Raw genomic sequence first — 19,565 nt, forward strand, 5'->3', positions numbered from 1 at the left:
TATAGCATGTACCGGCTAGCGATGAAGCGAAGGGTGCGTTCAACCAGCAATTCCCAATTGGGGGATCAAAAAGGCTATGTTCGCGTTAATAGTTGATACTTTTGAACTTAAAGCCAACATGAAACTCAAGGATACAACTCTGAATAACTTTCCTTTTTTCAATATGACGCTAATGGTTGAAAGGAGGGTACGGTTGCTCGATTGACAGGTGTCGGCGGTAGGGAAAGCCGCCGTCAAGCCTACACGGACGTATTCACGGCGTCCTGTCAAGCGAGTAATCGTACCCTCTTCCACGCTCAGTGTATTGGAAAGCAATCATTGACTAGTTCCTAAATGGTTTATTTAGTAGGAAGGAAAACCGTTTCAACTGCTAACGCGAACATAGCCATCAAAAAGGGTTTGGGGTGTGCTTGGCGTGAATGCAGATTTTGCATGGAGCAAAAATCTGCCCTGCTGCCGGCTTATTCGCCAAGCGCACCCCGCACCCTTTTTTTATCCTCAAATTGGAAATTGTTGGCGAAAGAGGTGGCTTAGGAATAAAGTGGCGATATTAATCTCTAACGGGCCGCTTATCGAGTTTACGTTGTAAAGTTCTGCGGTGCATGTTTAATGCGCGCGCCGCGGCCGATATATTGCCGTCATGTTGCATCAGCACTTTTTGCAGATGCTCCCATTCCAATCGTTTGACCGACAACGGATTTTCATTGATGCTGACCGAGGCGTCGCCTTCGTTTTTATTCAGTGCGGCGACGATTTCATCGGCATTGGCCGGTTTCGTCAAATAATGGATCGCGCCTAGCTTGATCGCTTCGACCGCCGTGGCGATACTGGCGAAACCGGTTAACATAACGATCCGTGTGTTATCGTCGAGCGACATTAGCTTCTTGACCAATTCCAGCCCCGACTGATGGCCGATGCGTAAGTCAATCACAGCATATTCCGGCTCGAATTGTTCGGCGAGCTTGATACCGTTTTCGACGTTGTTAGCGACTAGGACTTCGAATGAACGTTTTTCCAACGCACCTTGTAACACCTTGCAAAAAGTTTCGTCGTCGTCGACTAAAAGTAATCGGGGATTATCCGGTTCCTGTAATGTCATTTGCTTCCTCCAAAGCGATTAAAGGCAGGGTAATCTCCACACAGGCCCCACCTGATTCTAAATTAGTAAATTCTATTTTGCCGCCTAATCGGCGAATGGTGCTGCAAGTTAAAAAAAGCCCCACACCTAAGCCGGATTTATTGCTAATGACCGGTTGTTTACCGATCAGTTCCAAAATTTCTGAACGCACGCCGGGGCCGAAGTCGCGAATTTTTATGTGGGCCTGCTCTAAATCCCAAGAAGCATGAAATTCGATACCGAGATCGTCTTGAGTCGCTTCGGCGGCATTGTTCAGTATGTTGATCAATGAATGAGTCAATGTTCGTTCGGCAATGATGCCGGCATTCATCGGTACCAAAGGGTTGATAAACAAATTGAGTTTGGTTTCGGGTCTGTGCGTGCGCCATTGGCTGAGTACTTCATCGATATATTCGGTCAACGGCATGATTTTACCGGATTCCGCCCGCATTTCACCTGCGCTGGCCGACATGACAGACAACGCTTGTTTGCAACGATTGATCTGCTGAGTCATGATCTGAGCTTTTTCATGCAGATCTGGGTAACGGTGCTCGGGGTATTCGTTTTCCAATTCATGGGCGACGATCGCGATGGTTGCCAGCGGTGTGCTGATGTCGTGAGCGGCACTTGCCGCTAGTGTGCCAAGCGAGACAACCCGCTCATCCCGCAAGGCGTTTTCACGTGCTTCGGCGAGCGATCGTTCCTGAGTCCTAAGTGTTTTTGCCAATTCCACGACAAAAAAAGCGACTAAGCCGGCGCTAAATACAAAACCGAACCACATGCCGAAAATATGCAGATTGAAATAATGTTTATCGCCTATTTCGTGCATTTGGCGCAGCATTTCGAAATGATCCATGTCCGAATGCGGCGAGGCAGTAGTCATTTTTTCGATCATCATCAACTCGGGGGTTGTGGTCGGTATATGAGGTTCTATGGCCGGCAAGGGGATGTTGTAAGTGATCAATACCGTATAAGTCGATGTGGTTAGAATCACCATATACCATGCATAAGACGGTGGCAGCATGATCGCAGTAATGATCAACGGCAACAAAAACACCCAGATAATCGGATTGGAGGCGCCGCCCGTCATATAGAGGAGTGCTGCGATGCCCAAGACGTCGATGACCAGATGAGAAAAAATTTCCAGTTCGGTTACCGGATCGTCGGTTTTCAAGCGCATCCAAGTATAGAGATTGACCGATGCAATCGAAAGCACGACCAGCCAAAGCTGCTCCTGAGGCAGAACGATGTTTAGTCCGTGCACGGATATTAGGATGAGCACCGATTGACTGGCAATCATCAGATTTCTCAAGATGAATAGCCATTTCAGATTTTGTTTTGTCGATAACTCGGTTTTTGGTAGTAAGTCTGAAAACATGAAATACTTTATTGGTTAAGTTAAATTTCCGGGGCTAAATAGAGTTTAAATTAAAAAAATGCCCAGGACGGAAAACATTTGAATTTGAAATTAAAGGCATGGTGAGCAATTAACGCTTTGTAAACTTTCAGCCCCTCTTTGAAGAAGAGGGCTAGAGGTTTTTAAATATACCTTTCGTACTTCAAATTTCGGCAGTGCCTAAGGAGGCGCCAGGGTGCTCGGCAAAGGCTTTGCCAGCATGGATGCTGGCATAGAGCCTACATGGATGTATTCACGGCGTCCTTTGACGGGCCCCCGGTGCCGAATTTTGATCTACGATGAGTATAAATCCCCCGCAATCCCCATTTTTCAAGGTGGAAGAATACTTAACTTAACCTGATTAGCAAGATGCTTCAGCTTGCTGAAGCCAATTGTCCGAGCAGAGGCCAGTCGTAGCCACTTCTGCGGGACGGGTTATTTAACCCGTCCCCAACGTTTCGGTTTGCCCTAAACATTTCGGCTAACTTCGGCCAAAGTCAAAACGTTTAGGACGGGGTTGCAAACCCCGTCCTGCTAGGGATATGCTGGTTTTTGGGCTTTAGCTGAAGAAACTTGCTAATCAGGTAACTTAATGGTAATGACCCTCACCTCCCGAGAACTTTCATCATCCGGGGTGGTTGATTGCCAGGCCTTCATGAACGTTAGGGGAAGCCAAAGCGACAATTTTTTTGGATGCAGGGAATTGAGGAGTTTCAAATCTATTCGATCGGATAGCCGTTAAATTAAGATAGTCGAAAGCTTATATTACTCCCTTTTGATTAAAAAACCGTCTAAGAATAAAAGGTTTGGGTTGTGCCTATCAAGGACCGCGGTGTATACCTTTCGCGCTTCAAATTTCGGTAGTGTCTGAGGAGGCGCTGGGGTGTCCGACAAGGGCTTTGCCAGCATGGAACTGGCATAGAGCCTACATGGACGTATTCAGGGCGTCCTTTGACGGATACCCCTGTGCCGATTTTGATCTACGATAAGTATAGCTGTCTCAAGAATCGTAAAATACGGCATAAATTCTTATTCAACCGGTAATATTTGGTCTATCTTTATTGATAAGTAATTAAACAGCGCAAATCAATACCTGCCCCCAAGCTATCTATAACTTTCGCACTTCAAATTTCGGCAGTGCCCGAGGAGGCGCAGGGTGTCCGACAAAGGCTTTGCCAGCATGGCGCTGGCATAGAGCCTACATCGACGTATTCACAGCGTCCTTTGGCGGACACCCCGGTGCCGAATTTTGATTTACGATGGGTATACATGCGCTGAATAGTTACAATGATAAATATTTAATTGGCAAGGTTATATACCAATGTTTCGAGAACGAAAAGAATATAGAAAAAACCTTACTTCCTCAGGAAAATTGCATTTAGCAGGTGAAACATTGGACTTTATTAGTCACGATGTTTCGGTGAATGGGATCTTGATCGAAATCGTGCCGGGTAGGTTGTTGTCTAGCTTTAGCGATTTTGAATCGTTTATAAATGAAAATAGTGCGGCTGAAATTTTTGTTAAAGATTTAATGCTAACCGGTGAAGTTGAAATTATTTGGATAAAAGAAAAGGATGGCAATGTCTTGATGGGGTTGGAGTTCAAACATGTTATTTACAATGCCGACCGCTTATGGTTGAAGCGTCAGTATTATCGTAAAAAACAGTCTTTTGCCGGTTTTTTGATGATTAAAAACAAGCGGGTTGAATTTGAAGGAAAAAACATTTCGGTAGACGGCTTGATGATCTATGTAAAAGATCCCGATAAAGATTTGTTGCAGCATACGGTGGTCAGTTTATATTCTGAACCTTTACAAATGAAAGGGATGGCTAAGATTTGCTGGATACAACACGAGCAAGAGCAAAATGGTGCCTTAATAGGCTTGCGTTATTTAAGCGGTGAATGATATTTTCGGAAATAAATTTAGGGTGCTTTTCAATTTATTCATCAGACCAGTTTTCCAGCAAGTAACCTAGGCCTCGAATCGTTCGGATATTGTTCCCGAAGGGTTTGATACGCTTGCGTAGCCTGTGTATATATACTTCGATGGCATTGTCGGTTAATTCGTCTTCACTTGTCGATAAACGTTGAGCAATTTTATCTTTGCTAACCACATATCCCGCTTGAAGCATTAGTGTTTCAAGCACATCGTATTCCCGCTGCAGTAAATTCAAGGGTTGATCGTCAACTAGAATTTGATGTTGAAGTGTGTCCAGCGTTAGTCGACCGATAACAATATGTTGATTGAAGTCGCAATAACTGCGGCGAATCAATGCATGAATACGTGATTCCAGTTCTCGACAATCAAACGGTTTAACCATGTAATCGTCCGCGCCACGTTTAAGTTCGTTGATTCGATCGCTCATTGCGTCACGAGCCGTCAAAATTAGGACGGGAACTGCATTTTTTCGTTGCCTTAGTTTCCATAAAACTTCACTTCCGTCCATGTCGGGTAAACCTAGATCCAGGATTACCAAGTCGAAATCTTGAGCGAGCAAAAGACCTTGCGCGTAAGCGCCGGTTTGGGCGCAGCTGACATCATAGCCCGATTGTGTGAGCGTATATGTTAAGCCGTCAGCCAAGACGGCATCGTCTTCTACTATTAGGATTTTCATGTTTTTAAATTAACTTGTGTTTATAGTCCCATTTAAGACCCCTGCAATACGGGGGCTTAAGATTTGAGTCTTCGTTAATTATACCCATCGTAGATCAAAATTCGGCACCGGGATGTCAGCCAAAGGACGCCGTGAATATGTCCATGTAGGCTCTATGCCAGCTCCATGCTGGCAAAGCCTTTGTCGGACACCCCAGCGCCTCCCTCGGGCACTGCCGAAGTTTGAAGTGCGAAAGGTATAACGAATGACCGATGAGGCGAAATAGACGTGCAGCGCCATGAGTTCTGTATTATTGTTGGCGCGGGCTAGAACAGTTGCTTGGCTTAAGCTGCTGGCGGGCGGTTGAGAAAAATTTATCGGTGCGATAAGACAGCTTATATTGGTTCCACAGGCTTCCGGCTCCATCCATACCGAGCAACCGGTTATCGTGGCCAAGCGTCTTGATATTAAACGTTGCCCGGTTCTGCTTTTAATGTGTCCCAATAAAATCAAATCAGATTGGCCGGCAAGTGAAAATCGCACCAGTTCGTCCATTCGGCCGGTTCTTTCCATGGTTTGGAAAATAATGCCGATTGACATATTCAGTCCTTAGGAATCGAGAGTTCTAATGAATATTATTGCGAAAACCTTTCACCAATCTTGCGTGAGATCGACCGAGGGCAAATAAATCGTTCGTCATTGTATACCTTTCGCACTTCAAATTTCGGCAGTGCTTAAGGAGGTGCCGGGGAGCTAGGTCGATTTTGCTCCTGCAAAATCGACATTCACGGCATTCATGGCGCTCGCAAAGGCTTTGCCAGCATGGAGCTGGCATAGAGTATCTACATGGACCTATTCACGGCGTCCTTTGGCGGACACCCCGGTGCCGAATTTTGATCTACGAGGGTATAAAACGGAATGCTTGGATTTGAGTCGCTGAAAGCGGGATGTGGTGTTTGGGTTTGCTGGATGAGGCAAGGAGGGTGTCGGCGGCGGCAGGGAAAGCCGCCGTCAAGTCTACACGGACGTATTCACGGCGTTCTGCCATGCGAGTTACCGAACCCTCAACAAAGCCCATAGTTCCAGGGCGTTATTTATCACGAATTCCTAAATATACCTATCGCACTTCAAATTTCGGCATTAGCGTATGGAGGCGTCGGGGTGTTCGGCAAAGGCTTTGGCAGCATGGATGCTGTCATAGAGCCTACATGGACATATTCACGGCGTCCTTTGACGGGGCACCCCGACGCCGAAATTTGACTAGCAAAGGGTATAACCTATAATCGCGAAATCCTAAGAATATTCCACACACTTTTTGATCCCCAAATTGGAGAATGACAGATATGGCTTAGTCGTACTTGATATATTTAAATCGAGGATCATCCGGGGTGCCTTCCAGCGAGGACTCTTCGTCCAATCCCGGTTGCCACATCACGACGTCCTCAATTTTCTGCGCCAATTCAAAATCTTTATTCGTTATGCCTTTTGCGGCATGATTGACCAATTTGACGATCACGAAAGCATAAGATACAGTCATGTCGGGATGATGGAAGGCTGCTTCGGCCAAGTGGCCTACGGTATTGACGACCATTAATGTCGATTTCCAGCCACTGGTTTTGTACTTGCGTCGAATCCAGCCTTTTTCGAGATACCAATTCGGCAATTCCGCTTTTAGTCTAGCTTCGACCTCTTCATCGGAATAGGTTTCTTCGTGTTTGCGTTCTCTCCAGCTCATGATGACCTCTTTAAATTAATCGTAATAATGGTAGTGAAAGGCGTTATTGTTCCAGCAATTCCCAGTTTGAGCAGTTTCACCGATTTTAGGGTGTGGGGTATGCCTGTCGAGGAACGCCGTAAACCCATCCATGGGGGCTTGGCAGCAGCTAAGCGCCAAGGATGGCGTGAATGCAGATTTTGCAGGAGCAAAAATCTGCAAGCGCCAAGGATGGTGTGAATGCAGATTTTGCAGGAGCAAAAATCTGCCCCTGCTGCCGAAATCCTCGCCAAGCATACTCCACACCCTTTTTGATCTCCAAATTGGGAATTGCTGTTATTGTTCATCTTGTTTGACGCATTCTAACAATGAATATTGAATGATGAATAGCGTAATCGCCACGGGGAATAGCAAAAAATGTTCAATAAGAAACAAACAGGCAACTGAAAAAGCCATTGTTACCATAGACAGTAAGCGCTTGCGTTCGGCTATCTTTAACATGACCTTCAGCGTTTCATGATCTATGTTTTTCCGCTGTCCGACAAAAAGTATTACCGTTATCAGTGAAATGAAAGCCAGAAAATATGGGAAATAAATGAACATCGGCGCATCGGGTTCGAAAAATCGATGCCAATAAGTAAACCATACGAATAAGGTGCTCGATGCAAAAAAATCATGCCAGTTGAGATAGCTTGGTTTATCGATCAATACGCCGATTCCGCTAAGTACCATTACCGTACCCATGATCGGAATGACAAACGGCGACAATAGATAAGCAACCAGCGGATGATTGTTATCGGCAAGGTAGCCCAGTGATAGGCAGGATAGGATGAAAATAGGCATAAATGAGCACATGCTTCCTAAGAAAAGTGACGTCATAGAGGATTGTATCTCAAAGACGGTATTCGCCAATGATTGTATTGCTTGGGTGTTAATCATGCGTGAAGATTGATGATCAAAGGGCTACAATGATTTAGACTGTTGAGTAAAAACCGGAGGAACGCACATGCCAGAAAAATTCAAGTACATCCGTTGGTTTGAGGAACTAACGATCGACGATATTCCCTTGGTTGGCGGAAAAAATGCCTCGCTGGGCGAAATGTACCTCGAACTAGCCGCCGAAGGCATCCGCGTGCCGAACGGCTTCGCGATTACTGCGGAAGGTTACCGGCACATGCTCGATAAAGCGGATGCCTGGGAAGCCTTACATGAGGCGCTCGATACCTTGAATCCGGACGATGTGAATGACTTGGCTAAGCGAGCCAGAAAAGCGCGAGATATCGTTTACGCGGCGCCGCTATCCGAAGACTTGGAGCATGAAATTCTGATTGCTTTCGATCAACTGCAGCGACAATACGATGAGGAATTGACCGTTGCGGTTAGAAGTTCGGCGACGGCCGAGGATTTGCCGACCGCGAGCTTTGCGGGTCAGCAGGACACCTATCTGAACGTGCATAGCGGACAGGCTCTGCTCGATGCGTGTAAACGCTGTTTCGCGAGCCTGTTCACCGATCGGGCGATTCATTATCGGATCGATCAAGGTTTCGATCATTTCAAGGTGTCGTTATCGATCGGCGTGATGAAAATGGTCCGCTCGGATTTGGCATCGAGCGGCGTAATGTTCTCGATCGATACCGAATCGGGCTTCAAAGATGCGGTATTCATTACCGGTGCTTACGGCCTCGGTGAAAATGTCGTGCAGGGTTCGGTCGACCCGGACGAGTTTTATGTGCATAAGCCTACCTTCGAGCAAGGTCATCGTTGTGTGTTGCGACGGTCGCTGGGCGCGAAAAAAATTAAGATGGTCTATAGCGAAGGCCGTACGCGCGAGCAAACTTGTAATGTCGTGACGTCAGCCGAGGAGCGTTCGCAATTTTGCTTGAGCGACGACGAGGTGCTGACTTTGGCCGATTACGCGATCAAGATCGAGAAGCACTACAGCGCGAAGGCTGGCATGCCCAGGCCAATGGATATCGAGTGGGCGAAGGACGGGCTGGACGGACAACTCTATATCGTACAGGCACGGCCCGAAACAGTCGCATCGCAGTTGAGCGGGACGACGCTCGAACAATACGAACTGAAACAAAAGGCCGAGGCGATTGTGACAGGACGAGCGGTCGGCAGCAAGATCGCGGTCGGTACCGCGCATGTGATCAAAAATGTCAGCCAATTGAATACCTTCAAACCCGGCGAAGTGTTGATTACCGACATGACCACACCGGATTGGGAACCGGTCATGAAAACGGCCGCAGCGATCGTGACCAATCGAGGTGGGCGCACCTGTCATGCCGCAATCATCGCTCGCGAGCTGGGTGTTCCGGCCGTGATCGGCTGCGACAATGCGACCGAAACGATTAAAACCGGTACGACTGTCACGGTATCCTGCGCCGAAGGCGATGCCGGCAAGGTTTATGACGGCGAGTTGAGTTTCGATGTCAATAAGACCGATCTTTCCGGATTGAAGCGACCGAAAACTAAAATTATGCTGAATTTGGGCAATCCGGAATTGGCATTCAAACTCAGCTTTTTGCCGAATGACGGCGTCGGATTGGCGCGGATGGAATTCATCATTACCGAGTTTATCAAGGCTCATCCGATGGCGTTGATTCATCCTGAACGCATACAAGATGCCGAAGAAAAAGCAAAGATTAAACGCTTGACCCGCTATTATGCGCAGCCGGAGGATTTTTTCATCGAGCGTCTTGCGGAGGGAGTCGGTACGATCGCTGCAGCGTTTTATCCGAAGCCGGTCGTGGTCAGAATGTCCGACTTCAAGACTAACGAATATGCAACCTTGCTCGGCGGTCGCGGGTTCGAGCGCGACGAGGCGAATCCGATGATCGGTTTCAGAGGCGCTTCGCGTTATGTGCATCCCGATTATAAGGAAGGCTTCGCACTCGAATGCCGAGCGATGAAGCGGGTTCGCGAAGACATGGGTTTGACCAACGTGATTCTTATGATTCCGTTTTGCCGCCGGGAGCAAGAGGCGGTGCGCGTTTTGGATTATATGGCCGAGCTCGGTTTGAAAAGAGGGGAGAACGGACTCGAAATTTATGTGATGTGCGAAATTCCGAATAATGTGATTCGTATCGATGCGTTTTCGAAACTGTTCGACGGTTTTTCGATCGGTTCGAACGATTTGACACAATTGACGCTCGGCGTCGATAGGGATTCCGAAATACTTGCCGAAGATTTCGATGAGCGCGATCCGGGCGTTAAAGAAATGATTCGTATGGCTGTGGAAGGCGCGCGCCGTAACGGCAAGCATTCCGGCTTGTGCGGGCAGGCGCCGTCCGATTATCCGGAAATGGCCGAATACCTAGTCGAAATCGGCATCGATTCGATGAGTTTGAATCCGGATACGGTGTTGCAGACAACTCAGCGGATTTTGAAAATGGAAGAACAATTAAAAGGGTGATAATCCTGAGCAGCCGGAGCCCATCGATACCCTTTGCGAGTCAAATTTGGTAGTTTAACCAAGCAGAAAATGAAGTTCATGAATTAACTCAAGAGGTTGCCTGAGTATCCTTGTTAACCTCTCGGGTAAGCGAGAGTTTTACACAAATGAGTAACGAGTTATTGAATTAACTTGTTACTCTTCAAAGTGAAATGAATTTTTAGGATAATCAAGTCCCGCAAAACGTTTGATAAACACGTTCGTCGGGTTGAGGCGGTTCTTGATAGTGCCGGCAACCGGGTTGTTCGGTAAATGGTTTGTTGAGTACGGCGAGCAATGCTTCAAACTTTGAAAAGTCCTCGTCTTGAACCGCCGCGCTCAATGCTTGTTCAGCCTTGTGGTTACGCGGAATATAAGCCGGATTGACTCGACGCATGGCTTCGGCTCGTTGTGCCGGAGACTCCGTTTCTTGATCGAGACGGGTTTGCCAGCGCTCTAACCAATTGTCAAAGTCCGGCGTTTGTGGCAGATAATCATTCAGGGTCGGTTCTGTAGCGGGTCCCTCGGCGATATGGCTCAGTGCTCGAAAAACATTGGTGTAGTCGGCTTTATGTTGTTGCAGCAATTGAAGCAAGGAATCGATCAATTGTTTATCATCCTGTTGCTCGATTGCTAAGCCTAGTTTGCGACGCATGCCCGTCAGCCAAAAAGTGTCGAAAATATCTGAAAAACGATTGATGATTTCAACGGCGATAGCGATTGCCGAGTCTTGCTCGTCATGCAGTAGCGGTAATAAGGTTTCCGCGAACCTTGCTAAATTCCATTGGGCAATTCGTGGTTGATTGCCGAAAGCATAACGGCCAAAGTCGTCGATCGAGCTGAATACGGTGTCCGGATTGTACTGATCCATGAATGCGCATGGGCCGTAGTCGATCGTTTCGCCCGAAATCGTCATATTATCGGTGTTCATGACGCCATGGATAAAGCCGACATGCATCCAACGCGCAATCAGCGACGCTTGCCGTTCTTGAACGGTTGTCAGCAATGCCGAATAGGGATTCGGTGCGGATTTCAAATCCGGGTAATGACGGCCTATTGCGTAGTCGGCTAAAAGCTTGACGGCTTCCCTGTCTTCTCGCATGGCAAAATATTGAAATGTGCCGATGCGAATATGGCTTGAAGCAACGCGCGTTAATACGGCGCCGGGTAGCGGCGTTTCTCGGAATACCGGTTCGCCGCTCGTTACGGCGGCCAGAGCGCGTGTCGTAGGAATGCCGAGTGCATGCATCGCGTCACTAATCAAATATTCGCGAAGAACAGGCCCTAATGCGGCTCGTCCGTCGCCGCGACGCGAGAAGGGCGTTTGTCCCGAGCCTTTTAGTTGAATATCCCAGCGCCTTCCGGCGCGATCAATAACTTCCCCGAGTAAAATCGCCCGGCCGTCTCCCAATTGAGGTACGAAGTTTCCGAATTGATGCCCGGCATAAGCCATGGCGAGCGGTTCCGCGCCTTCAGGAACGAGATTGCCGGAAAAGAGTGCAGCTGCGGTTTTGTTATCTAGTTCATCCAAGTCCAAGCCCAACTGATCCGCTAAGTTTCTGTTCAGTTTGATCAAGCGAGGATCTTGTACCGGCGTAGGATTTAATCGCGTACCGAAACGTTCGGGTAGGCGTGCGTAGGTGTTATCGAAGTTAAATGACGGCATCATGATTCTATTGGCTTTCAGCAAAGTGTTTGAGTTGGGCTATCTAAAAATAGCGTCCTAAATAAAAAGATAACTTGGACGGTATAATAGTTTAAAAGTTTACTAAAATACTAGGGAATTAGCCAAAAGATATGATTGGATTTAACTTCTAAATTGATCCTGATTAGCAAGATGCTTCAGCTTGCCGAAGCTAAGTGTCCGAGCAGGGGCAAGTCGTAATCGCAAAAACTAAAATATGCTGTTACCCAAGCTCCAGCTTGGGTAACCTGTAGCTTCCCGACAATCAAGAAAGATTGAACGAGCGAGTCCAGCAATTCCCAGTTTGAGCAGTTTCGCCGATTTTAGGGTGTGGGGTATGCCTGTCGAGGAACGCCGTAAACCCATCCATGGGGGCTTGGCGGCAGATCCCTGCTGCCGACATCCTCGCCAAGCATACCCCACACCCTCACAAGCGCCAACTTAAGGAAGGAACGCGTCATTCCGCCAGGGATTGGCGGAATCCAGGGCCAAGGATGGCAATGCGTAGCACCGCATCCATGCAACATGGATATCGACAACCCATACCAATATGACGAATAAAGCCATAAACGCACCATAGAATAGGCACTAAGTTGGCGCTTATGCCCCACACCCTTTTTGATCTCCAAATTGGGAATTGCTGGAGCGAGTCGGGGTTGATTGAGAATGTGCGGAGGTTGTGTTGGTCTCAGGAAGCTGGAGCTTCCGGGGTGTCTTTCCCAAGCTTGGGAAAAAGTGTGATGTGGGTTGACCGTTTTTAGCTTGACGCGAATGGCTTGCGAACCCCGTCCTGCTAAAAATATGCTGATCTTTAGGCTTTAGCTGAAGAAAGTTGTTAATCAGGAAATTGGTTAAGGCGGGATAAACAAAAAGCGGTGTATCCGCCGCGGGCGGGCGGATACTTGTTGTATAGCTGTATTATCTAAAGGAGTAACCTTTATTGAGCTGCCGGCGCTTCTAACGATTCCGTAGGTTTTTCGCTTGTGGGTTGGTCGGCGGCTGGCGATTCTTCAGTTGGGGCAGCTTCTGTTCCGGCATCAGGTGCTGGTGTTTCACCGATTTGTGGGGCCGCAGGTGCTTCGATTGGAATCAGGATTTCGACTTGAGCGCCGGCACGCAGGTTTTCCATCATCGTTTGAACTTTTTGACGTTGCAAGTAAGGCGTTATTTGCTCTTTAACTTCTTCTAGCGCCGGCATGGTTTGTTGGCGTGAATCTTCTCTCAAGATAACGTGCCAGCCGAATTGGGTTTCAACCGGTTCGCTTGTGTATTTGCCGTTTTCAAGCGCGATGACTGCTTCGGAGAATGGCGTTACCATTTGACTTGGTGCAAACCAGCCTAGGTCTCCGCCTTCCGGGCCTGAAGGTCCGGTAGAAGTCTTTTTAGCCAGTTCGTCGAATTTTGCGCCTTTATCGAGTTGTGCGATAATTTTTTTCGCTTCATCCTCGGTTTTTACCAAAATATGGCGAGCTTTGTATTCCATGTTGTTTTCGCCGCCGACATTTTTTTCGTATTCGGCTTTAATTTCCTCATCGGTCACCGGATTCGATTTTAGATAGTTTTGTAAGGCGGCCTGCGAAAGCAAGGATTTTCTAACGACGTCCATTCTTTGAATAAACTCGGGCGATTTGTCGAGTTGTTTTTGCAGTGCTTCTTGGACCAGCAATTCCCGTTGAACTAATTCCTCGATTAACTTATCTTTCGGAAAAGATTGGCCTTGGGTGCGTTCGGCAATGTCACTTTCAAGCTCTTGCAATGCGGTTTTGCTGATATAGACGCCGTTGACCGAAGCGACTGCATCGGCTTTATCGACTTTGGGCGCCATGGGCGCTGTCGTTGAGGACTGTTGGTTGTCGCAACCGGCTACAAGCGAAGCGCCGATTAAAAAGAATGGAACGAGTTTATTGGTCATTTAGGTTTCCTTTGTAAGTTTCACGGGTTGGTGTATTCGCTGGGGCTCATCGCATTTATGCCTAAGGCATGAATTTGTTGTTTCATCATATCGCCCAACGCTTTATAAATAAGTTGGTGGCGTTGCACCAAGGTCTTACCTTCAAAAGCCTCGGATACGATCGTGACATGGTAATGGCCGCCGCCGCTTTGGGCGCCGATATGGCCGGCATGGGCCGCGCTATTATCTATGATTTCAATTTGCTCGGGCTTGAGTGAGTCGTTGAGCAGTTTTCTAATTACTTCGGTAGTCATTGAGGTAATACCTTTTTAAATGGTTTAACGGTAACCTTTGCGTAAACGCCGGCTTCCAGGTAGGGGTCGGCATCGGCCCATTGCTTGGCTTCTTCAAGATCGGAGAATTCGGCGACGACCAGGCTGCCGGTAAAACCGGCATCTCCCGGATCGTCACAGTCTACGGCGGGATGGGGGCCGGCTAAAATTAATCGGCCTTGGTCTTGGAGTTCTTGTAGCCTGGCAAGATGAGCCGGTCTGGTCGATTTTCTTTTGTCCAAGCTGTTATCGGTATCAGTGCTGATAATTGCATAGAGCACGGTTTATTCCTCGGTATCCGGCATATGTTTATAGAGATAAAGCATTTGTAATACGATAAAAACAACCATCAAACCGGGTACGCCGAAGGTTTTGAAATTAACCCAGTCGTCGGTGTTGAAGTTGTACATCACATAAAGATTGATAAAACCGACGCTGATAAAAAACAAGGCCCACATTAGATTAAGCCGTCGCCAGATCGGCGATGGCAATGTGATATTGGCGGACATGATGCGTTCGATAAACGGCTTTTCGCCGAAGAACTGGCTAGCCAGAAAAGCAAGGCCGAACAGCCATTCGACAATACTCAATTTCCACTTGATGAATTGCTCGTCTTGCAAATAAATTGTTGCGCCGCCCATGACCAGAATTAGCCCCAGTGTGACCCATTGCATCGTTTCGACTTTTCGATATTTAAACCAAGTGAAGGCGACTTGAAGAATGGTTGCGACAATGACTACAGCCGTGGCTATATAGATATCGTAAAGTTTAAACGCGATAAAAAATAAAATGATAGGGAAAAATTCAAAAAGTTGCTTCATGTCGATTCAATTGATGGGTTTATACGTAAAAATCAATACCGGCTACCAATTGAGCGCGCTGATCTTGCATCGGCTGGTTGAGGGTTGTGGTGTAAGCATTGACGGCATTTAATAATCGTGTGTTGATGGGGTTTTCGCTTCTGTCGGTATTAAGCATGGCGATGTCGGATAATCCGGCATTGTCTAATAGCTGTTCTACTTCCTCGGGCGTTTGAGTTGCCTTTGCCGAATGTTGTAAGGGCTTATCGGAGTTTACGCGCTTATTTTCAGGTTGATTTTGGACAGTATCCTGCTGTCCTGCGTTTTGCGGGTTTAATTTAAGCGCGGAAGTGTTAAGCGAAGTTACATGTATTTCCATGTCAAGGCATAATGCAATGGAAAATTGAGTGCTATTGTAGAATTAATCCGCTTGATTGTACATGCTTGGCAATGGCTTTCTGGTAGAATAATTCAGTTTTAAAGAGGTGTTATCGTGGATAAGCAGATTCAAACCGAACTCGAAGCGGCCGCCTTTAGGCGCCTAGTCGAGCATTTACAAAGCCATCCGGAAGTTCAGAATATCGATTTGATGATTCTGGCCGATTTTTGTCGTAATTGCCTGGCGAAATGGTATTCGGGGGCCGCGAAAGATAAGGGGGTCGAGATTGATTATGATCAAGCCCGGGAAATTATTTACGGCATGCCTTATGCCGATTGGAAGACGCGCCATCAAACCGAAGCGACGCCCGAACAGTTAGCGGCCTACGAGCTCAAGCAAAAAGGAAAAAAACATGAGTAATGGTAGTTCTTATGATGCAATGTTTTCCGGAATCATCGGGCGTGATTACGACATGTTGCAGCGCATGAGTCCATTATCGGCTGAAATGAGCAAAATAGTCGGTCGTGCAGTCAAGCATTATGCCGATAAAGCCGGGCGGCCTTTGAATGTTGTAGAGTTAGGCGGTGGTACTGGCATCACGACGCTGGCTATCTTGTCGTCCAACGACGATATGATAGTCACAAGCATCGATAGCGAGCCGACGATGCAGAATCAAGCTAAGGAAAACCTAAAGCAATGGGTCGATAATGGACGCCTATTTTTCAAACTTGACGATGCCTACAGTGCATTAACGAAAATGGCTGACAACAGCGCGGATGTTTTGGCAACGGCATACACCGTTCATAATTTCGAACACAGTTATCGCGAGCGCGTCATCGAACAAATTTTTCGAGTTTTAAAGCCGGGCGGACAATTCATCAATGGCGATCGTTATGCTTTGGACGATATTTTCGAGCATACCCGTACCGTTCAAGAAGAAATCAGCGGTTTTTTCGAGGTATTGATCGGTGAAAATAAACCGGACTTGCTTGAACAATGGATCATTCATTTATTTAACGACGAATCGGAAAATCACGTCATGCGCGAAGGCATTTCGCTAAAGCAGTTGGAGGAAGCCGGTTTTGTCGATATTGCCTTAAATCAGCGAATGAAAGTCAATGCTTTGGTTACCGCCGTTAAACCTATTTAACACGAGCTTTTTTCAATAATGAATATCACTGATTATATGCAGTCACTCGGCCGCGAGGCCAGAAAAGCCGGCAGAGTTTTGAGCCGTACCGAAACCGGAATAAAAAATGCGGCCTTGCTGGCTATCGCCGAAGAACTCGAAAATAACCGGGAATATTTGATTCAACAAAACGGCAAAGACGTTCAATCGGGTATCGACAATGGGCTCGACGCGGCCTTGTTGGACCGATTGGAATTGAAAGACAAAGGCATTGCTGGGATGGTTGAAGGATTGCAACAAGTTGCAGCTCTACCCGATCCGGTCGGCGAAATCAACGATATGACCTATCGGCCCTCCGGCATTCAGGTCGGTCAGATGCGCGTCCCGTTGGGCGTGATCGGCATTATTTACGAGTCGCGTCCTAATGTCACGGTCGACGCGGCCGCACTCTGCTTGAAATCCGGCAATGCCTGTATTCTTCGTGGCGGGTCGGAGGCGATCCATTCGAACAAGGCAATCGCCGAATGCATTGGCAAAGGTTTGGAACGGGCCGGCTTGCCTGCTACGGCTGTACAGGTGATCGAAACGACCGACCGTGCGGCGGTTGGCGAATTGATTACGATGTCGGATTTCGTCGATGTGATCGTGCCGCGCGGCGGTAAAGGCTTGATCGAGCGCATATCGAAAGAAGCGACGATTCCGGTTATCAAACACCTGGACGGCATTTGTCATGTCTATATCGACAGTGAAGCCGATCTCGACAAAGCTGTTTCGATCGCGGTCAATGCGAAGACGCACCGCTACGGTGTTTGTAATGCGATGGAAACACTGTTGGTGCACGAAAGCTTGGCTTCACAAATTTTGCCCGGCCTGTCGGCGAAGTATCGGGAGAAAGGCGTCGAATTGCGCGGCTGTCTTAAAACCTGTTCATTGATACCGAATTGCCAGCGGGCCGTTGAGGAAGACTGGCAAACCGAATATCTCGCGCCGATTCTGTCGATCAAAGTGGTTGCCGGTTTCGATGAAGCTGTCGAGCATATCAATCGATACGGGTCCGCGCATACCGATGCGATTGTGACCGAAAACTACACGCTAGCCAGACGCTTTTTGCGGGAAGTCGATTCGAGCTCGGTCATGGTCAATGCGTCGACGCGTTTTGCCGACGGATTCGAATACGGCCTCGGCGCCGAAATCGGTATCAGTACCGACAAGTTGCACGCGCGGGGGCCGGTCGGTTTAAGCGGCTTGACTAGCTTGAAATACATCGTGCTCGGCGATGGCCACGTTCGGCAATAAATGATCGGTATTTACGGAGGCACGTTCGACCCGATTCATTTCGGTCATTTGCGGACCGCGCTCGAAGTCAAAGAAATTTTCGCGCTGGACGAAATTCGCCTGATCCCTTGCTTTATTCCGCCTCACCGCGATAGCCCCTCGGCACCCGCTTCGATGCGGTTAAGGATGCTGGAATTGGCGCTGGAAGATCGTACGAATATGACGGTCGATACGCGCGAGATCGACCGGGGCGGTCCTTCCTATATGGTTGAGACATTAATATCTTTGCGTGCCGAGATCGGCGAACGGCCTTTATTGCTATTTATCGGCGCCGATGCCTTTACGGGTCTTACCGCTTGGTATCAATGGCAACGCTTGTTTGAATTCGCGCATGTTGTCGTGATGACACGGCCGGGTTTTAATGCGCAGACAATTGACGAGTTTTTGACCAACCGTTTGACCGAAGATCGCCAAGTCTTGAATGAATATTCGGCAGGGTATTTATTTTTTCAGTCGGTTACCCGTCTCGAAATTTCCGCAACCGCCATTCGGCAAATCATAGCTAAACATCGGGATCCGGGTTTTTTATTGCCCGAGTCCGTCATACAATACATCCGGCAACATAAACTTTATTAGCGCTAATTCGGCGCGAATTTGATAGGAATTTGAATGCAAACAGAAGCGTTATTGAAAATAGTCCAGGACGTTTTGGACGAAAGGAAGGGTCATAATATCACCGTGTTGGACGTCCGGGGTAAGACCAGCGTGACCGATTACATGATACTGGCAACCGGCACATCCGATCGACATATCAATGCCATGGCCGATTATGTTTCGGAAAAAGTCAAGGAAAACGGGCAGAAACCATTAGGGCAAGAAGGCGGTATCGGAGCGGATTGGGTATTGCTGGATTTGGGCGACGTGATCGTTCATTTGATGACCGATCAAGCGCGTGCGTTTTATCAATTGGAAAAATTGTGGTCGGTCGAACAGAAAGCCGAAGCGCTGGAGGCTCTGCAAGACTGATTTATTTGTTGCCATTATTAGGAGTCACTGATGACCGATCAATTGAAATCTCCTGTCTCACGTTTATTCGACGAGATGGGAATTAAATACGAATGGATCGAAATCCCTCTCGACCCTGATAAAAAGCCGGTTCGGTCACTCGAAGAGGTCTTGGCAGTCATCAGTCGCGATCCTGAGCAAATTGTACGCAGTTTATTGTTTCGAACAGGGTCCGGCGATTTTGTTTTGTTGGCGGTCGCCGGCGGCGGCCGCGTCGATTGGGGCGTGCTGCGCAAACAGTTAAGCGAACGCCGTTTGGCAATGGCGGAACCGGAAGAGGTCTTGCAAGCAACCGGTTTTCCGATTGGCGCGGTACCGCCTATTGCTTTACCCGATTCGATTCGCATACTCGTCGATGAAGGCGTTTTTAATTACGCACGGGTTGTTATTGGCAGCGGCATATTGGGATATGCTTTAGATATCAATGCCGACGATTTGCGCCGGGTCATGTCGAGCGCCGCTGTCGGGAAATTTGTAAAAGCTTCCTAAAAATTAGCCGTATCTGTTATTGGTAGTCAAAAGGAGATTCAATGAGCGCCGTCATTTTCGAATCGACGATTACCTGCCCAAACTGCGGACATGCCGAAACGGAAACGATGTCGACCGATGCCTGTTGGTACTTTTACGAATGCAAGACCTGCGGAACCCTGCTCAAACCGAAACCCGGCGATTGCTGCGTGTTTTGCTCTTACGGTTCGGTCAAATGCCCGCCGATTCAGCAACAGGGCTCGTGTTGCGGCGGGTAGTCCAGAA

22 protein-coding genes are annotated in these 19,565 nt (G+C 47.9%); 10 read left to right on the forward strand and 12 right to left on the reverse strand.

The window, feature by feature from the left end; translation table 11 throughout:
• Positions 1 to 550: 550 nt before the first annotated feature.
• Together METBU_RS0101470 and METBU_RS0101475 are read right to left on the reverse strand one after the other, a co-directional pair.
• Complete coding sequence (locus METBU_RS0101470) at positions 551 to 1,099, reverse strand: response regulator transcription factor (RefSeq protein WP_017838932.1); 549 nt, start codon at positions 1,097 to 1,099, stop codon at positions 551 to 553.
• The gene (locus tag METBU_RS0101475) at positions 1,077 to 2,495 is read right to left on the reverse strand and encodes an ATP-binding protein (RefSeq protein WP_017838933.1); all 1,419 of its coding nucleotides are present in this window, start codon (positions 2,493 to 2,495) and stop codon (positions 1,077 to 1,079) included. Before METBU_RS0101475 ends, METBU_RS0101470 begins: the two co-directional genes overlap by 23 nt.
• Positions 2,496 to 3,834: 1,339 nt before the next feature.
• Here METBU_RS0101475 and METBU_RS0101480 point away from each other — a divergent pair.
• Positions 3,835 to 4,419: a PilZ domain-containing protein gene (locus METBU_RS0101480; protein ID WP_017838934.1), complete on the forward strand. Its 585-nt coding sequence runs from the start codon at positions 3,835 to 3,837 to the stop codon at positions 4,417 to 4,419.
• A gap of 34 nt (positions 4,420 to 4,453) precedes the next feature.
• Here the strand turns inward: METBU_RS0101480 and METBU_RS0101485 are convergent, their stop codons facing one another.
• From METBU_RS0101485 to METBU_RS0101495, 3 genes are all read right to left on the reverse strand, one after another.
• Positions 4,454 to 5,128 (reverse strand): response regulator, encoded by a 675-nt coding sequence (locus METBU_RS0101485; RefSeq protein ID WP_017838935.1) that lies wholly within the window; start codon positions 5,126 to 5,128, stop codon positions 4,454 to 4,456.
• 78 nt (positions 5,129 to 5,206) lie between these two features.
• Positions 5,207 to 5,707, reverse strand: a complete 501-nt coding sequence (locus tag METBU_RS27885; protein WP_017838936.1) for a hypothetical protein — start codon at positions 5,705 to 5,707, stop codon at positions 5,207 to 5,209.
• Between the two features lie 748 nt (positions 5,708 to 6,455).
• Entirely contained in the window at positions 6,456 to 6,842 is a 387-nt protein-coding gene (locus tag METBU_RS0101495; RefSeq protein WP_017838937.1) for a 4a-hydroxytetrahydrobiopterin dehydratase, read from the reverse strand.
• A gap of 170 nt (positions 6,843 to 7,012) precedes the next feature.
• Between METBU_RS0101495 and METBU_RS27890 the strand changes: the two genes are divergently transcribed.
• A complete protein-coding gene (locus METBU_RS27890; RefSeq protein WP_175421644.1) occupies positions 7,013 to 7,177 on the forward strand; it encodes a hypothetical protein in 165 nt (54 codons plus the stop codon).
• Here METBU_RS27890 and METBU_RS0101500 read toward each other — a convergent pair.
• Positions 7,158 to 7,664, reverse strand: a complete 507-nt coding sequence (locus tag METBU_RS0101500; RefSeq protein ID WP_017838938.1) for a hypothetical protein — start codon at positions 7,662 to 7,664, stop codon at positions 7,158 to 7,160. The genes METBU_RS27890 and METBU_RS0101500 overlap by 20 nt on opposite strands.
• 163 nt (positions 7,665 to 7,827) lie before the next feature.
• On the opposite strand from METBU_RS0101500, the gene ppsA reads away from it, so the two are divergent.
• Positions 7,828 to 10,239: a phosphoenolpyruvate synthase gene (gene ppsA, locus METBU_RS0101510; protein ID WP_017838940.1), complete on the forward strand. Its 2,412-nt coding sequence runs from the start codon at positions 7,828 to 7,830 to the stop codon at positions 10,237 to 10,239.
• A 208-nt stretch (positions 10,240 to 10,447) separates the two neighbouring features.
• On the opposite strand, the gene METBU_RS0101515 is transcribed toward ppsA, so the two are convergent.
• The 6 genes from METBU_RS0101515 to METBU_RS0101540 form a co-directional block, all read right to left on the reverse strand.
• Positions 10,448 to 11,926 (reverse strand): protein adenylyltransferase SelO, encoded by a 1,479-nt coding sequence (locus METBU_RS0101515; RefSeq protein WP_017838941.1) that lies wholly within the window; start codon positions 11,924 to 11,926, stop codon positions 10,448 to 10,450.
• Between the two features lie 952 nt (positions 11,927 to 12,878).
• Positions 12,879 to 13,853: a peptidylprolyl isomerase gene (locus METBU_RS0101520; protein WP_017838942.1), complete on the reverse strand. Its 975-nt coding sequence runs from the start codon at positions 13,851 to 13,853 to the stop codon at positions 12,879 to 12,881.
• 20 nt (positions 13,854 to 13,873) lie between these two features.
• A complete protein-coding gene (locus METBU_RS0101525) occupies positions 13,874 to 14,146 on the reverse strand; it encodes a BolA family protein (protein WP_017838943.1) in 273 nt (90 codons plus the stop codon).
• Positions 14,143 to 14,445 carry a YciI family protein gene (locus METBU_RS0101530; RefSeq protein ID WP_017838944.1) on the reverse strand — a complete coding sequence of 101 codons (303 nt, stop codon included), beginning with the start codon at positions 14,443 to 14,445 and terminating at the stop codon, positions 14,143 to 14,145. Before METBU_RS0101530 ends, METBU_RS0101525 begins: the two co-directional genes overlap by 4 nt.
• Before the next feature lie 3 nt (positions 14,446 to 14,448).
• A complete protein-coding gene (locus METBU_RS0101535; RefSeq protein ID WP_017838945.1) occupies positions 14,449 to 14,985 on the reverse strand; it encodes a septation protein A in 537 nt (178 codons plus the stop codon).
• A 19-nt stretch (positions 14,986 to 15,004) separates the two neighbouring features.
• Positions 15,005 to 15,343, reverse strand: coding sequence for a hypothetical protein (locus tag METBU_RS0101540; protein WP_017838946.1), 339 nt, complete (start codon positions 15,341 to 15,343; stop codon positions 15,005 to 15,007).
• 114 nt (positions 15,344 to 15,457) lie between these two features.
• Here METBU_RS0101540 and METBU_RS0101545 point away from each other — a divergent pair, with 114 nt between their 5' ends.
• Genes METBU_RS0101545 through METBU_RS0101575 form a run of 7 tightly spaced genes read left to right on the forward strand, consistent with a single transcriptional unit; the run spans position 15,458 to position 19,558 of the window.
• Entirely contained in the window at positions 15,458 to 15,763 is a 306-nt protein-coding gene (locus tag METBU_RS0101545) for a DUF1244 domain-containing protein (RefSeq protein ID WP_014148322.1), read from the forward strand.
• The gene (locus METBU_RS0101550; protein ID WP_017838947.1) at positions 15,756 to 16,493 is read left to right on the forward strand and encodes a class I SAM-dependent methyltransferase; all 738 of its coding nucleotides are present in this window, start codon (positions 15,756 to 15,758) and stop codon (positions 16,491 to 16,493) included. Before METBU_RS0101545 ends, METBU_RS0101550 begins: the two co-directional genes overlap by 8 nt.
• Before the next feature lie 18 nt (positions 16,494 to 16,511).
• Complete coding sequence (locus METBU_RS0101555) at positions 16,512 to 17,768, forward strand: glutamate-5-semialdehyde dehydrogenase (protein WP_017838948.1); 1,257 nt, start codon at positions 16,512 to 16,514, stop codon at positions 17,766 to 17,768.
• Positions 17,769 to 18,383 (forward strand): nicotinate-nucleotide adenylyltransferase, encoded by a 615-nt coding sequence (nadD, locus tag METBU_RS0101560; protein WP_017838949.1) that lies wholly within the window; start codon positions 17,769 to 17,771, stop codon positions 18,381 to 18,383.
• Between the two features lie 33 nt (positions 18,384 to 18,416).
• On the forward strand, positions 18,417 to 18,773 hold the full coding sequence (gene rsfS, locus METBU_RS0101565) for a ribosome silencing factor (RefSeq protein WP_014148326.1): 357 nt from the start codon (positions 18,417 to 18,419) through the stop codon (positions 18,771 to 18,773).
• A gap of 30 nt (positions 18,774 to 18,803) precedes the next feature.
• Complete coding sequence (locus METBU_RS0101570) at positions 18,804 to 19,301, forward strand: aminoacyl-tRNA deacylase (protein WP_017838950.1); 498 nt, start codon at positions 18,804 to 18,806, stop codon at positions 19,299 to 19,301.
• 41 nt (positions 19,302 to 19,342) lie between these two features.
• Entirely contained in the window at positions 19,343 to 19,558 is a 216-nt protein-coding gene (locus METBU_RS0101575) for a GDCCVxC domain-containing (seleno)protein (RefSeq protein ID WP_017838951.1), read from the forward strand.
• The last annotated feature ends 7 nt before the right edge of the window (positions 19,559 to 19,565 follow it).

The organism is Methylotuvimicrobium buryatense 5G (assembly GCF_000341735.1).
GTDB lineage: Bacteria > Pseudomonadota > Gammaproteobacteria > Methylococcales > Methylomonadaceae > Methylotuvimicrobium > Methylotuvimicrobium buryatense.